Origin of the sequence: Bradyrhizobium sp. BRP56 (assembly GCF_020194035.1) — a bacterium.
GTDB lineage: Bacteria > Pseudomonadota > Alphaproteobacteria > Rhizobiales > Xanthobacteraceae > Bradyrhizobium > Bradyrhizobium australafricanum.
In genome coordinates this window covers 107,916-121,629 of record NZ_JADYVV010000002.1, presented here as the reverse complement: position 1 = coordinate 121,629, position 13,714 = coordinate 107,916, and the positions used below count along the sequence as shown (strand labels likewise).

Annotated in this window: 13 protein-coding genes; 8 read left to right on the top strand and 5 right to left on the bottom strand. The window is 65.7% G+C overall.

What is annotated here, in order from left to right:
* The first annotated feature begins 55 nt into the window (after window positions 1–55).
* Window positions 56–610 carry an RDD family protein gene (locus I6F38_RS02270; protein WP_225158915.1) on the top strand — a complete coding sequence of 185 codons (555 nt, stop codon included), beginning with the start codon at window positions 56–58 and terminating at the stop codon, window positions 608–610.
* An 86-nt stretch (window positions 611–696) separates the two neighbouring features.
* Window positions 697–1,473 carry an arginyltransferase gene (locus tag I6F38_RS02265; protein WP_026192842.1) on the top strand — a complete coding sequence of 259 codons (777 nt, stop codon included), beginning with the start codon at window positions 697–699 and terminating at the stop codon, window positions 1,471–1,473.
* Between the two features lie 269 nt (window positions 1,474–1,742).
* Here I6F38_RS02265 and I6F38_RS02260 read toward each other — a convergent pair whose 3' ends face one another.
* Window positions 1,743–3,116 (bottom strand): Nramp family divalent metal transporter, encoded by a 1,374-nt coding sequence (locus I6F38_RS02260; RefSeq protein ID WP_225158914.1) that lies wholly within the window; start codon window positions 3,114–3,116, stop codon window positions 1,743–1,745.
* Window positions 3,117–3,237: 121 nt separating this feature from the next.
* Between I6F38_RS02260 and I6F38_RS02255 the strand changes: the two genes are divergently transcribed.
* The 4 genes from I6F38_RS02255 (at window position 3,238) to I6F38_RS02240 (ending at window position 8,169) form a co-directional block, all read left to right on the top strand.
* On the top strand, window positions 3,238–4,368 hold the full coding sequence (locus I6F38_RS02255) for a PspA/IM30 family protein (protein WP_225158913.1): 1,131 nt from the start codon (window positions 3,238–3,240) through the stop codon (window positions 4,366–4,368).
* Window positions 4,365–5,003 carry an OB-fold-containig protein gene (locus tag I6F38_RS02250; protein WP_225158912.1) on the top strand — a complete coding sequence of 213 codons (639 nt, stop codon included), beginning with the start codon at window positions 4,365–4,367 and terminating at the stop codon, window positions 5,001–5,003. The genes I6F38_RS02255 and I6F38_RS02250 overlap by 4 nt, the downstream gene beginning before the upstream one ends.
* Window positions 5,004–5,030: 27 nt before the next feature.
* On the top strand, window positions 5,031–6,785 hold the full coding sequence (locus tag I6F38_RS02245) for a flotillin domain-containing protein (RefSeq protein ID WP_168855951.1): 1,755 nt from the start codon (window positions 5,031–5,033) through the stop codon (window positions 6,783–6,785).
* 142 nt (window positions 6,786–6,927) lie between these two features.
* The gene (locus I6F38_RS02240) at window positions 6,928–8,169 is read left to right on the top strand and encodes an MFS transporter (protein WP_225158911.1); all 1,242 of its coding nucleotides are present in this window, start codon (window positions 6,928–6,930) and stop codon (window positions 8,167–8,169) included.
* Window positions 8,170–8,307: 138 nt separating this feature from the next.
* Here the strand turns inward: I6F38_RS02240 and I6F38_RS02235 are convergent, their stop codons facing one another.
* Window positions 8,308–9,564 (bottom strand): adenylate/guanylate cyclase domain-containing protein, encoded by a 1,257-nt coding sequence (locus tag I6F38_RS02235; RefSeq protein WP_225158910.1) that lies wholly within the window; start codon window positions 9,562–9,564, stop codon window positions 8,308–8,310.
* Between the two features lie 174 nt (window positions 9,565–9,738).
* Between I6F38_RS02235 and I6F38_RS02230 the strand changes: the two genes are divergently transcribed.
* A complete protein-coding gene (locus tag I6F38_RS02230) occupies window positions 9,739–9,930 on the top strand; it encodes a hypothetical protein (RefSeq protein ID WP_225158909.1) in 192 nt (63 codons plus the stop codon).
* On the opposite strand, the gene I6F38_RS02225 is transcribed toward I6F38_RS02230, so the two are convergent.
* Window positions 9,931–10,809, bottom strand: a complete 879-nt coding sequence (locus tag I6F38_RS02225) for a DMT family transporter (RefSeq protein ID WP_225159048.1) — start codon at window positions 10,807–10,809, stop codon at window positions 9,931–9,933.
* A 90-nt stretch (window positions 10,810–10,899) separates the two neighbouring features.
* Here I6F38_RS02225 and I6F38_RS02220 point away from each other — a divergent pair, with 90 nt between their 5' ends.
* Window positions 10,900–11,718 (top strand): helix-turn-helix domain-containing protein, encoded by an 819-nt coding sequence (locus tag I6F38_RS02220; RefSeq protein WP_225158908.1) that lies wholly within the window; start codon window positions 10,900–10,902, stop codon window positions 11,716–11,718.
* Here I6F38_RS02220 and I6F38_RS02215 read toward each other — a convergent pair.
* Window positions 11,709–12,512: an N-acyl homoserine lactonase family protein gene (locus I6F38_RS02215; RefSeq protein WP_225159047.1), complete on the bottom strand. Its 804-nt coding sequence runs from the start codon at window positions 12,510–12,512 to the stop codon at window positions 11,709–11,711. The genes I6F38_RS02220 and I6F38_RS02215 overlap by 10 nt on opposite strands.
* 149 nt (window positions 12,513–12,661) lie before the next feature.
* On the bottom strand, window positions 12,662–13,612 hold the full coding sequence (locus tag I6F38_RS02210) for a cation diffusion facilitator family transporter (protein WP_225158907.1): 951 nt from the start codon (window positions 13,610–13,612) through the stop codon (window positions 12,662–12,664).
* Window positions 13,613–13,714: the final 102 nt, after the last annotated feature.

Here is a 13,714-nt window from a genome sequence, read left to right as displayed (position 1 = left end):
GCGAACGCGCCTCCTGTTCCCATCTCCTGCGCGGGACTTTCATCGGAGGTTGGTCATGTCCTACGGCAATGACGGCGGCACCTGGCGCAATGAGGCCTGGCGCAACGACGGCGGCGTTCCTCCGCATGCGTTCGACCCAATGATGCAGCCGGACCTGTTCCGCGGCGTGCTGACGCGACGCGTGTTTGCATTCCTGATCGACCTGTTCGTGCTGTCGGTGCCAGTGATCCTGGCGGTGATTTTCATCGTGTTCGGCCTCGTCACGCTCGGTCTCGGCTGGGCATTGTTCTGGCTGGTCTCGCCTGCCTCGATCGTCTGGGCGATCGTCTATTACGGCGCCTCGATCGGGGGGCAGCACTCGGCCACCATCGGCATGCGCATGATGGATCTGGAACTGCGGACCTGGTACGGCGCGCGCGGCTATTTCGTGCTCGGCGCCACCCATGCGGTGCTGTTCTGGGTGACGATCTCGTTCCTGTCGCCGCTGGTGCTCCTGATCGGGCTGCTCAACGGCCGCCGCCGGCTGCTGCACGACATCATCCTCGGAACCGTCATTATCAACAGCTCGGTCCGGACCCCGGTCGCCCCGGCCGCGCGGACCTCCTATTAGGCCCGCCTAAACCAATTGACCGTTAGCCTCAGGGGGGCGATGTTAACTCGGCTGCCTGTATTATTTGTGGAGCCCGACGATCTGACGTGACCCAGCATTCGCGTGATACTCCCCAGTTCTATTTGACGGCGCCATCGCCCTGCCCGTATTTGCCGGGCCGACATGAGCGGAAGGTTTTCACGCACCTGGTCGGCGACAAAGCGGGCGATCTCAACGACTTGCTGACCCATGGCGGCTTCCGCCGCAGCCAGTCGATCGCCTACCGCCCGGCCTGCGACCAGTGCCGGGCCTGCGTCTCGGTCCGGGTGATCGCCAACGAATTCCGCCCCTCCCGCAACTTCCGCAAGGTGCTGGCCCGCAACGCCGACATCATCGGCGAGCAGCGCACCGCGGTGCCGACCTCGGAGCAATATTCGGTGTTCCGGGCCTATCTCGACCGCCGCCACCGCAACGGCGGCATGGCCGACATGACCGTGCTGGACTACGCGATGATGGTCGAGGACAGCCATGTCGAGACCCGGATCATCGAGTATCGCAAGCGCAACGCCGACAGCGCCATCACCGGCCGCGGCGACGAGCTGATGGCAGTGGCGCTGACCGACGTGCTCAGCGACGGGCTGTCGATGGTTTATTCGTTCTTCGAGCCCGGGCTGGAGGCCCGCTCGCTCGGTACCTTCATGATCCTCGATCACATCGCCCGCGCCCGCCGGCAGGGCCTGCCCTACGTCTATCTCGGGTACTGGATCGAGGGCTCCAAGAAGATGGACTACAAGGGCCGCTTCCTGCCGCAGCAGCGGCTCGCGCCGTCGGGCTGGCTGCGCGTCGACGCGTCAGGCGAGGTGCTCGCCGAGCCGCAGGACTAAGGCCCCGAACCCATCCGCGTCATTGCGAGGAGCATAGCGACGAAGCAATCCATATCTCCGCATGTGGCGCGATGGATTGCTTCGCTTCGCTCGCAATGACGTGGAGAGGCCGCGGCGCCTACGAGACCCACGATCCCGAGCGCACCGACCTTGAGCGACGGTCGATTCTGCTAAAGCGCGATGAGATGAGGTTGAATCATCATCGCGCTTTAGATTCTTGTTTAAGCATGATCTTTTCGGAAAACCTCTTCGCACTTTTCCGGATCATGCTAGCTGCCGAAGAACGTATCGATCAGCAGCTTCACGTTCAGGATCACGATCAACCCTGCGACGATCCACGCGGCCACCGCGACGGGGCGCGAAATCGCGAACGCGCCCATCTTGCGCTTGTCGGACACGAAGCGCACCAGCGGGATCACCGCGAACGGCAGCTGCATCGACAGCACGACCTGGCTGAACACCAGCAGCTGCGCCGTGCCGCTCTCGCCATAGAGCGCGGCGACCACGATGACCGGGACGATCGCGATGCCGCGGGTCACCAGCCGCTGCAGCCAGTCGGGGAGCCGCAGATCGAGAAAGCCCTGCATCACGATCTGGCCCGCCAGCGTCGCCGTTACCGTCGAGTTGAGGCCGGAGGCGAGCAGCGCCACGGCAAACAGCGTCGAGGCGATGCCGAGGCCGAGCAGCGGCGACAGCAGCTCGAACGCCTGGTCGATCTCGGCGACGTCGGAATGGCCGCTCTTGTGGAAAGTCGCGGCCGCCAGCACCAGGATCGCGGCATTGACGAACAGCGCCAGCATCAGCGCAATGGTGGAATCGGTGGTCGCCCATTTGATCGCGTCGCGCCGCCCCTCCTCGGTGCGCGGATAGGCGCGGGTCTGCACGATCGAGGAGTGCAGATAGAGGTTATGCGGCATCACGGTCGCGCCGATGATGCCGATCGCGATGTACAGCATCTCCGGATTGGTGACGATCTCGCGCGACGGCACAAAGCCGCGGATCACGGCGGCAACCGGCGGCGCGGCGGCCGCGATCTGGACGACGAAGCAGACCGCGATGACGATCAAGAGCGCGATCACGAAGGCCTCGAGGAAGCGGAAGCCGCGGTTCATCAGGAGCAGCAGCAGGAACGCATCGAGCGCCGCCAGCAGCGCGCCGCCGATCAGCGGAATGCCGAACAGCAGCTTGAGCGCGATCGCGGTGCCGATCACCTCGGCGAGGTCGCAGGCGATGATCGCGGCCTCGCAGGCGAGCCACAGCAGCAGGTTCACCGGGCTCGAATAGGTCGCGCGGCAGGCCTGGGCGAGATCGCGGTCGGTGGCGATGCCGAGCCGTGCGGCGAGCGCCTGCAGCAGGATCGCCATCAGGTTGGAGAGCAGGATGACCGACAGCAGCGTGTAGCCAAACTTCGATCCGCCCGCGAGGTCGGTGGCCCAGTTGCCGGGGTCCATATAGCCGACCGAAACCAGATAGCCCGGCCCGGCGAAGGCCAGCAGCCGCCGCCACCAAAGGCCGCCTGACGGCACCGCGACGGTCGCGTTCACCTCCGGCAGGCTGCGCACATGTCCGGCATCGCCCCGCCAGCCGCCTGGCACGGCATTGGGAACGGAAACGGAAGACAGTTCAGGGGTCCGAGCATCCATCCGACGAAGATGGCTGATCTCTCCCGTTATTGCAACTCATTTGCAACTGCATCTAGGCTCACGAAAATGATACCAGCCGCCCTGCTTGTAAAGTACTGAGGAAGTGCTTTACGTTAGATGCATGATCAAACTGCCCGTCGAGACGCCGACCGCAACGCTGCGCTACGCCCTCGCCCCTGACCCTTCAGGCATCGAGGCAATCGAGGCGACCTTTGCGGCCTATGACCGGATGATGGCGATCCTCGCCGAGGTCGCCCCCGTCGGCGCCAACCTCGTCTCGCTGCACGCCCAGGCCTACGAGAAGATCCGCAAGGAGACCGGCCTGCCCGCACGGCTGGTGACGCTCGGCCTGCGCGACCGCGCCAATTACATTGCAGGCGCCGCCGTCCGCCGGATACCGCTCGACGACAAGTTGTTTGCGATCAAGGGCCCAACTTCACTGACCATTAGCACTGTCAGCGGACGCGTCTTGGTGCCGTTCGATGTGCCGGGATATGTCTCGGGCTGGGAAAGCCCCTTCCCGGCGCATTTGATCTCGGATGGACGCGGCTACGAAATCCACATCGCCGTCAAATCGACATCAGCACAACCGGAGGAGAAGACCATGCTTCACGAAGGTATCCTTGCGCGCATGGGCCGGCTTCTTGCCGCCATCGCGAGCCAGACCATCGACAATGTCGAGAACAACAACAAGGTCGCGCTGGTCAAACAGGCGATCCGCGAGATCGACGCCGGCGCCGACGAGGCGCGCTACGCCCTCGGCAAGTCACGCGCCGAAGAATTCCGCCTGAAGAAGCGGCGCGAAGAACTGGATACCGAAACGACCAATCTGAACGAGAAGATTCGTCTCGCACTTGCGGAAAATCGCGAGGATCTCGCGCGTGCCGGCGTCGCACGGCAAATTGATCTGGAGTCGCAGGTGATCGCGCTGGAACGCGCGATGGATTTCATCGAGCTCGAAATCGACGAGCAGACCAAGGCGCTGCAGGCCATGCTCGGCGCGCGCCGCGAGGCGGAGACGCGCTTGGCCGATCTCGAACAAAGCCTGATCCGCGAGGCCCAGGACGAAACCAGCCGGGGTCCATCGACGACCAATACATTGAGTGCTGAGCGCGCCATGGCGGCGATCGCCCGGGTCACCGGCGTTCCCGCCTCCAGCGTGCTCGGCGACAAGGAGCTTGACGAACTCGATCGCCTGCATCGCGAAAAGGAAATCGCGGCGCGGCTTGAAAGGATCAAGTCAGAAAAATGAGTGCAGTTGGCGACATTCTGCTCGCCCCCGACGTGCGGCCCTTCGCGGTCGCGGCTGCGATCATGGTGGCACTTGGCGGTATCGAACTGCTCAGCACCATGGTCGGACTTTCGATCAGCGAACTCATCGGCGAGGATTTCGCGGTCGAGGCCGAGAGCCACAATGCTCTCAGTGGCCTGTTTCTCTGGATCAACGCCGGACGGCTTCCCCTCCTGATCCTGATCATCCTGATCCTCGGCATCTTCTCGATCGGAGGCTTCCTGCTTCAGGGACTGGCGCACGCCACAGGCACCGCCATCCCGGTCTCGCTTGCCGCGGTGGTTGCTGCCGCAGGCAGCATCCCCGTGATCAGAAATACCAGCCGCGGCCTCGCCCGCATCATTCCGCGCGACGAGAGCTATGCGGTCAACGACAGCGACTTTGTCGGCAAGGTCGCAACCGTGTCGGTCGGCCCGCTCGATCAGGGCCTGCCCGGCCGGGTCCGTCTCAAGGATGTCTTCGGCAACTGGCACACCGTGTCGGCGCGTGCCAGCGCGGAGTCCGAGGCATTGCCGGTCGGCGCCAGCGTGCTGCTGGTCGATCACGACGCCAAGGGCTTCATCGCGATTGCCGCTCCAGCCGACCTCGTCGAATAACAACGATCTTCCAACAGGGCATAACACATGTGGGAACTTGCTGTACCCGTCGTTATTGGCGTCATCGTCATCCTCGTTATCGGTCTCCTGTTCGCAAAGCTCTACAAGCGCTCGACGCGCGATGAGGCCTATGTCCGCACCGGCCTCGGCGGCCAGAAGGTGGTGCTCGACGGCGGCTCGCTCGTGCTGCCGATCTTCCACTCCACCGCGGCGGTGAACCTGAAAACGCTACGGCTCGAGGTCGCGCGCGGCGGCCCGGACTCGCTGATCACCAAGGACCGCATGCGCGTCGACATCGGCGCCGAGTTCTATCTGCGCGTCAAACCCGACGCGTCGTCGATCGCGCTCGCGGCGCAGACGCTCGGCAACCGCACCAATGACGCGGCCGAGCTGCGCGAGCTGGTCGAGGCCAAGTTCGTCGACGGCCTGCGCTCGGTCGCCGCGACCATGAACCTCGAGGAATTGCAGGAGCAGCGCGCCACCTTCGTCAAGGCGGTGCAGGACGCGGTCGGCGCCGACATCCAGAACAACGGTCTCGAGCTTGAATCGGTGTCGCTGACGAAGCTCGACCAGAGCGACATCAAGCACTTCAACCCGAGCAATTTCTTCGATGCGCATGGTCTCACCACGCTGACCAAGATCACCAAGGAGCGTGAGCAGGAGCGCAACCAGATCGTCCGCACCACCGAGGTCAACATCGCCCAGCAGGATCTGGTGGCGCGGCAGACCACGCTGACGATCGAAAGCACCAAGCGCGAGGCCGAGCTCGCCCAGCAGCGCGACATCGCCAACAAGACCGCCGCGATGCGCGCGCAGACGGCGCAGGTCGAACAGACCGCGCTGCAGAACGAGGCCGAATACCGCATCCAGCAGGAGCTCGCGGTCGCCAACAAGCAGACCGAGGCCAACCAGGCCCGCGACACGCGCAAGATCGAGGCCGATCTCGCGGTCAAGCGCCGCAACACCGAGATGGAGCGCGACCTTCAGATCGTCGCGCAGGAAAGCGCGATCGCGGTCGCGGCCAAGAGCAAGGAGCAGTCGGAGGCCCAGACCATCGCCGAGACCGCGCGTGCGGTCGCGATCGCCGCCGAGGAAAAGGTCACCACCGCCCGCGCCACCGAGATCGCCGAGCGCGACAAGATCATCAACGTGATCGCGGCGCGCAAGGCGGCCGAGACCGACGCGATGCCGATCACGGTGATGGCCGAGGCGGAACGCCAGGCCGCCGCCAACAAGGCGGAAGCCACCAACGTGCTCGCCAAGGCCGATGCGGCGGCTGCCACCACCCGCGCTGCCGGCGTCAAGGCGCTCGGCCAGGCCGAAGCCGAGGTCGCGACGATGAAGGCGGAGGCGCGCAACAGACTGAGCGCCGACATGATCGCCTACGATCTCAACCTCGCGCGGATCAACGTGATCCCGAGCGCGCTCGCCGAGGCGGTGAAGCCGATCGAGAAGATTTCCGACATCCGGATCTTCGACACCGGCAGCATGCTCGGCCGTGGCGGCGCCAACGGCCACGCCAACGGCAATGGCGGCCTCGGGCTCGGCGACGGCCTCGCCGCGCAGCTGCTGTCGGTCTCCGCATTCAAGCCGATGATCGACAAGATCCTCTCGGAGGCCGGCTTCCCCGCCGGCTCCGACGCACTCACCAGCCTGACCAGCGCGCTGGCGCAGCGCAAGGCCGAGGTCGCCGAAACACCGACGGTGGGCATCGAAAGCGCGCCAACCGCGCTGGTCGGCACCATTACGGGCCAACTGGCGCCTGCTCCCAAACCGCAGTGACGGCTTTCAGCCAAGTCTGACTCTGGAAGAGCCCGCCGATCCCCTTCGGCGGGCTTCTGCTTTTGGCGTTATCGGGAAACGGGTGGGATCGGGCCTCTTCCAACCACACACTATGGGCAGTCGAATGATCAAGGATTCCGTCATGTCCGCCGATACGCCTCGCCTGCCGGCCACCTTCAACCGCCTGGCCTGGTCCAACCTTGCCGCGCAATCGGCCGAACAGATTGCGCTTGCGGCTGCGCCGATCGTCGCCGTGCTGCTGCTCGGCGTCGGCGAAGGCCAGACCGGCCTGTTGCAGACCGCGCTGACGCTGCCCTTCATCCTGTTTGCGATCCCCGCCGGCCTGCTCGCCGACCGCGTGTCCCGGCGCTGGGTGATGGCGGGCTCCGAAGCGCTGCGCGCGGCCGCGCTTGCCGCGATCCTGCTGCTATTGTGGCTTGGCCTGATGACGCTGCCGCTGCTCGCGCTGCTCGGCTTCATCGCGGTCTGCGGCACGGTCGCCTATAGCGTCGCTGCGCCGGCGCTGGTCCCTTCGCTGGTGACGTCACAGCAATTGCCGGCGGCGAACGCCCGCATCGAGCTCGCGCGTACCGTCGCGTTCGCCAGCGGCCCCGCGCTCGGCGGCGTGCTGGTCGGCTGGGTCGGTGCCGCGCCCGCATTCGGCTTCGCCGCGGCATTGTCGGCCATCGCGGTCGTGCTGCTCGCCGGCATCTACGAGCCGGCGCGGCAGCCTGCCCCGCGCCGCCATCCGTTGCAGGACATCAAGGAAGGCGCCGCCTTCGTGATGCACCACGCCTTGCTGCGGCCGGTGTTCATCACCCAGTTCATCTTCAACACCGCGTCGTTCCTGCTGCTCGCCGTGTTCGTGCCCTATGCGGTGCGCCATCTCGGGCTCAGCGCCACCGGCGTCGGCACCACGCTTGCGATGTACGGCGTCGGCATGGTGGTCGGCGCGCTGTTCGCGACCCGCGTGATGAAGCGGCTGGCGTTCGGCACCGTGATCGGGCTCGGCCCGGTTACCGGCTTCGTCGCCGCGGCCGTGATGGCGCTGACGACCTGGTTTGCGACGCCGCTGCTCGCCGGCCTCAGCTTCTTCCTGCTCGGCGTCGGCCCGATCCTGTGGGTGATCTCGACCACCACGCTGCGGCAGTCGGTGACGCCGCCCTCGCTGCTCGGGCGCGTCTCGGCGATCAACATCATGAGTTACGGCGCGCGCCCGCTCGGCTCCGCGCTCGGCGCCATCGTCGGCGGCCTCTACGGCGCCGAAGCCTGCCTCTATCTCGCGGCCGCGATCTTCGCCGCCCAGGCGCTAGTGATCCTGATGTCGCCCGCGGTGGCGCTGACGCGCCAGCCCGACATGGTCGGCGAACCCGCGCGGTGCTGAACGGACTCTCCACCCACGTCATTGCGAGCGAAGCGAAGCAATCCATGTCTCCACTTGCGGAGGGATGGATTGCTTCGTCGCTTCAGCGCAAAATTGCTCTGCAATTTTGTCGCGAGCTCCTCGCAATGACGGGAAGGTCTAGCTCGCTAGATACCGCTCGTATTTGCCGCCGACCACCTCGTCGGCGGCGACAGCCGGATCCAGCGTATAGAGATCCTGTGCATGGCCGATGCCGCGCAGCACGAAGCGGCCGGTGGAGACCAGATAGTTGCGGCCGGCGGCGTCGAGCCCGGTGCGGAAATCGGTCGAGGTCAGCAATTCCCGATCGACCGAGGCGCACATCGATGCGATCCGGCTGACCTCGTTGACGGCCGGTCCGACCACCGTGAAATCCAGCCGGTCCTCGCTGCCGATATTGCCGTAGAAGACCTGGCCGACATGGAGCCCGACATAGGCCGTGGTGGTCGGCCGGCCCTCGTTCTCACGGCGATCGTTCAGCACGCGGATGTTATGCCGGAATCTGTGCTCGGCCCGCAGCGCGGCCCGCTTGGCGCCTGCCACGTTCTCGCCGGTGAACATCGCCAGCACGCCGTCGCCGATCAGCTTCAGCACCTCGCCGCCGGCGTCATGGATCGCGTCGATCGAGGCCTGCGCATAGTCGTTGAGGAACGGAATGATCTCGTCCGGGCCGATGCGTTCGCTGATCGCGGTGGAGCCGCGCACGTCGGAGTACCACAGCACGGCCTTGATCTTCTCGGTGATGCCGCGCTGCATGCGTCCGCGCAGCACCTGCTCCGCGGTGTCACGGCCGAGATAGACCCGTCCGAGCGTGCGAGCGATCTCGACCTGGGCGGCCGACTTGATCGCGAGCCCGAGCACCGGCACCAGGTCGCGCAGCGCCGCCATGTGGTTCTCGTCGAACCCGTCCGAACGGCGGGTGGTGTAGTAGGAGTAGAAGCAGTCCATCTCGCCGATCGTGCCGGCCTCGCCGAAGCGATGCACGAAGGCGGCGAAATGCTTGTGGCCCTTTTCGGCCAGCTCGCCGATCATCGAGAAATCGTGCGAGGTGTCGGCGAGATCGATCACTATCTCGTCATGGCCGTTTTCGAGCATGTGATAGAAGGCCGACCGCCGCCAGGTCTGGCTGGCCTCGCCGGTGCTGGTCGAGCCGTATTCGAAGATGTCGGCCTCGTTGCTCTCGCCGTCGTTCCAGCGGAAACCGCGTCCCTCGAAGATCGGATGCAGCGTATCGATGAAGACGATCGCCCGCGACAGCGGCATGCCGGCGGCCCGGCAGCGCTCGCAGAAACCGCGCAGCAGGTCGTTTTCCGGCAGGCCCGTCAGACCCTGGCGGACCAACCAATTCATGAGGCGCAAACGGGGCGTCAGTTCCATAAGCTGGATTATGCCGGGCAATTGGTGCGGGAGGAAGGGTTGGTCGTCGCGTGACAGATGCGAACGCCAATGCGGCATTGCAAGGCCGCCCGCCTCACCATTTCGCGCGGAACACGGCCGCCGAAGAGCGCCGATTCCGCTTCCTTTTGTCCGGCCGCTCGCGCACAACAGCGCATGGACAACGACGCTGGCCCGCCAAACCCGATCCGACGCCTCATGCAATGGGCGATCACCCCGCCGCAATCCTATGGGGTCTATCTTGTCGGCCTTATCCTGGTGTTCGTCCTGTCGTTCTATGCCGGCACGCTGAAGCCGAAGCACTCGCCTGCCCCGCCAGCGACCGCGCCTGCCGCCCCGCGCGGCTGATCAGACCGATTTGGTTTCCGACGTTGCGATCCAGATCCCTGCGAAGACCGCGATCAGGCCGACGACCAGATTGGCCGTGATCGGCTCGCCGACCAATTGCTTCGCAAGCAGCCCGGCGGCGATCGGATTGACCGTCATGGTGTTGGCAACGCGGGTCGGCGAGGCCCGCTCGAGCGCCAGCACCCACAGGATGAAGGCCAGCGCACCGCCGGCTATGCCGAGATAAAACCCCGCGATCCATTGCGACGGGCCGAACTCGCGCAGCGTCGCCAGGCTGCCGGTGAAGGAGCCCACCACCACCAGCGCCGCCGCGCCGGCGCCCATGCCGACGGCAAGGAAACCGAGCGCGCTGGAGCGACGGATGAACGGCCGCGACAGCACGTTGTAGAAGGCCATGCAGAGCACCGCGGCGGCCATGATCAGTTCGCCGCGCCATGCGCCCACTGGCGCCGCCGCCAGCCCGGATGCCAGCGCCGCCGCCACGCCGAGCACCGCAATCGAGACCCCGATCGATTTGCGCATCGTCAGCGGCTCGATGCCGAGCAAGGCGCCGACCACCATGGTGGAGAGCGGCAAGGTCGCCAGCGCCAGGCTGGCGCGTGCCGCAGTCGTGTAGGACATCGCGAGATTATAAAGCACGAAGAACACGCCGAAGAAGGCAACGCCGAGCGTCGCGACCGCCGGCAAGTCCTCGCGCCGCGGCCACTTCGCCCCGAGCAGGACCGCGGCGGGCAGCACGCAGAGAAAGCCGATTGCCCAGCGCAGGATCGCCAGCGTGATCGGGTCGGCATTGCCTGCCAGATAACGCGTGATCGCCGCCGCCGTGCCGCCGAGGCAGCTCGAGACCAAGGCAATCGCAACGCCGATCCACTCGCCCATGCCGATCCCCATGCGTTTTGCATTCGCTTGTGGCATCTTGCCCGTCGAGATCATTCCGGCAACTACTTGGCAGGTATTTGGCAGGTACCCATGTCGCAGCAGCGCGATTTTGCAGCCAGCCTGCGCTGGTGGCGGCAACGCAAGGGGCACTCGCAACTCGAACTCGCCGGGCGCGCGGATATTTCCCAGCGCCATCTCAGCTTCCTCGAGCTCGGCCGCGCCGCACCGAGCCGCGACATGGTGATCCGGCTTGCCGCGGCGCTCGACGTGCCGTTGCGCCAGCAGAACGCGCTCTTGGTCGCGGCCGGCTTCGCGCCGGTCTGGCGGCAAACCGACCTCGCCGCGCCGGAGCTCGCCCAGATCCGCTACGCGCTCGATTTCATATTGGCACAGCAGGAGCCCTTCCCGGCGGTCGTGGTCGACCGGCACTGGAATCTGCTGCTCGCCAATTCAGGCGCCGGGCAATTGGTGGAATTCCTGGTCAGGCCGCTGGTATCAGGCACGGCGGTCAATCTTGCCGATGCGCTGGTCGCGCCCGGTGTGTTGCGCCCCTATCTCACCAACTGGACCGAGGTCGCCGGCTACTTCCTCCGCAGCGTCGAGGCCGACGCCGCCGCCGACGGCACCACCGCGACGGCGGAATTGCTCAAGCGCCTGCTGGCTTATGACGGTGTCGAGGCCGCATTGGCCGCGCCGCCGGGGCCGACATCCGGGCCGGTGCTGCCGATGCTATTCCGCAAGGGCGACGTCAGCCTGCAACTGTTCACCACGATCGCGACGCTGGGGACGCCCCAGGACGTCACGCTGCAGGAGCTGCGCATCGAAAGCTTCTTCCCGATGGATGATCAGACCGCGCATATTTTTCGAAACTGGTCGAAAGCGAACGCCGCCAAGGCCGCTCAATCGTAGAAGTCCGGCGACAGCTTCAGCCCGTCGCGCTGCGCCTTGTCGTGGTTGATCCAGAGCTGCGCCTTCTCTTTCGTCAGCGTGTCGGCGATCTTCTGCATCGAGGCCAGCGTCTGCTCCTTGCTGGCGTTCATGCTCGGCGCGCGCCGATTGTCCCAATTATCCCTGAAGTGAACGGCATCGCCGGTCAGCACGATCGCACCGGTCTTCGGCAGCTTCACCAGCAGTGACTGGTGACCGGGCGTATGGCCCGGCGTCGACAGGATGGTGACGCTGCCGTCGCCGAACACGTCGCGGTCGCCTTCGAGCTTCGTCACGGGATGCTCCGCCTTGAAGCGCGGCGCGTTGTTGGCGCCCGGCCATTCATATTCCGCCTTCTGCACATACAGCATCGCGGCCGGGAACAGCTCGACATTGCCGATGTGATCGGGATGGGTGTGCGACACGGCGATCGCCTTAACGTCCGACGGCTTGACGCCGAGCTGGTCGAGCTGCGCGGCGAGCGTCTTCGGCCGCCGCCAGGTGACCGCCTTGGGATCGGCCGGCGCAAGGCCGTCCGGCATCGCCGCCACCGCGTCGGGAATCCCGGTGTCCCACAGGAACCAGCCCTGGGCATGCTTGATCAGGTAGCAATTGTCGACGAAGTCCATCGACTTGCCTTCATTGACGCCGGGCGACCAGCGTGAAATGTCGCCGGCAACGCCTTCGCCGCAGTTGAGGATGTAGAGCTTCTCGACGCCTGCTTTCGCCGGCTCGGCATGCGCATGCGGCAGCGCGCCCACGGCGAAGAACAACATTGCAAGACCGATTGCCTTCTTCACGTCGCCCTCCGTTGATTACGCCAGCCATTCGCGCGGTCGCAATGTGCCGTGTCGTCGCCGCCCGTGGAAGACGTGGACATGGGTCGATCGATCAATTGAATGCGAGTGCGTGGCGGCCGCGTCGGCTAGACCATTTCCGCCGGCGCCAGCCGGCAGGTCTCGCTGCTGATCTCGACCTGCAGCGTCGCGTGGTGGATGCTGAACCGCTCCGAGAGCTCGGCGCAGACGTGATGCAGGAAGACATCGTCGTGTCCGCCGGGCCGCACCAGATGCGCGGTCAGCGCGGTCTCGCTGGTGCTCATCGCCCAGATGTGCAGGTCGTGCACCTCGGTGACGCCTTCGAGCGCGGCGAGATAGTCCCTCACCTCTTTGAGATCGATCCCCCTCGGCACCGCGTCGAGCGCGAGGTTGACGCTGTCGCGGGCGAGCTCCCAGCCGCTCAGCAGCACCACCACGGCGATCACCAGGCTGATCGCCGGATCCAGCCACTGCCAGCCGGTCGCTATGATCAGGAGCGCGGCGATCACAACGCCGAGCGAGACGCCGGCATCCGCCGCCATGTGCAGATAGGCGCCGCGGACATTGAGGTCGCTGTCGCGGCCGCGCATGAACAGCAGCGCGGTGCCGCCATTGATCAGGATACCGAGCGCCGCGACCCAGACCACGGTCCAGCTTGCGACCTCCGCCGGTTCGCGCAAGCGATTGATCGCCTCGACCGCGATGCCGCCGACCGCGATCAGGAGCAACCCGGCATTGAACAGCGCCGCCAGGATCGAGGCGCGCCGGTAGCCATAGGTGTGGGTATCGGTCGGCCGCCTGCCGGCGAGCCATGCCCCGCCCCAGGCCAGCAGCAGCGCGATGACGTCGGAGAGATTGTGAATCGCGTCGGAGACCAGTGCCAGCGAGTTGGCGGAATAGCCGCAGATCAGCTCCGCGACGACGAAGGCGGTGTTCAGCGACGCGCCGACCGCAAACGCCGTGCCGAAACTGTCGGGCGCGTGGCTGTGCCCCGCATGGGAATGCCCGGCATGTCCGTGAGAATGACCGCTGTGGTCGTGGTCGTGATTGTGCGCCATGGCAACCGTCGCCCGATGTCGTCGGCGACGGTTATAGCGCGTTGAAATGTGGATACTATCACACAGCGCAAGTTAACCGCGTAGCCCGGATGGAGCGCAGCG

Coding starts and splice junctions, on each gene's coding strand:
- I6F38_RS02270 (WP_225158915.1), top strand. CDS start 56: ATGTCCTACGGCAATGACGGCGGCACCTGGCGCAATGAGGCCTGGCGC.
- I6F38_RS02260 (WP_225158914.1), bottom strand. CDS start 3,116: ATGGATGCTCGGACCCCTGAACTGTCTTCCGTTTCCGTTCCCAATGCC.
- I6F38_RS02255 (WP_225158913.1), top strand. CDS start 3,238: ATGATCAAACTGCCCGTCGAGACGCCGACCGCAACGCTGCGCTACGCC.
- I6F38_RS02250 (WP_225158912.1), top strand. CDS start 4,365: ATGAGTGCAGTTGGCGACATTCTGCTCGCCCCCGACGTGCGGCCCTTC.
- I6F38_RS02245 (WP_168855951.1), top strand. CDS start 5,031: ATGTGGGAACTTGCTGTACCCGTCGTTATTGGCGTCATCGTCATCCTC.
- I6F38_RS02240 (WP_225158911.1), top strand. CDS start 6,928: ATGTCCGCCGATACGCCTCGCCTGCCGGCCACCTTCAACCGCCTGGCC.
- I6F38_RS02235 (WP_225158910.1), bottom strand. CDS start 9,564: ATGGAACTGACGCCCCGTTTGCGCCTCATGAATTGGTTGGTCCGCCAG.
- I6F38_RS02230 (WP_225158909.1), top strand. CDS start 9,739: ATGGACAACGACGCTGGCCCGCCAAACCCGATCCGACGCCTCATGCAA.
- I6F38_RS02225 (WP_225159048.1), bottom strand. CDS start 10,809: ATGGGCGAGTGGATCGGCGTTGCGATTGCCTTGGTCTCGAGCTGCCTC.
- I6F38_RS02220 (WP_225158908.1), top strand. CDS start 10,900: ATGTCGCAGCAGCGCGATTTTGCAGCCAGCCTGCGCTGGTGGCGGCAA.
- I6F38_RS02215 (WP_225159047.1), bottom strand. CDS start 12,512: ATGTTGTTCTTCGCCGTGGGCGCGCTGCCGCATGCGCATGCCGAGCCG.
- I6F38_RS02210 (WP_225158907.1), bottom strand. CDS start 13,612: ATGGCGCACAATCACGACCACGACCACAGCGGTCATTCTCACGGACAT.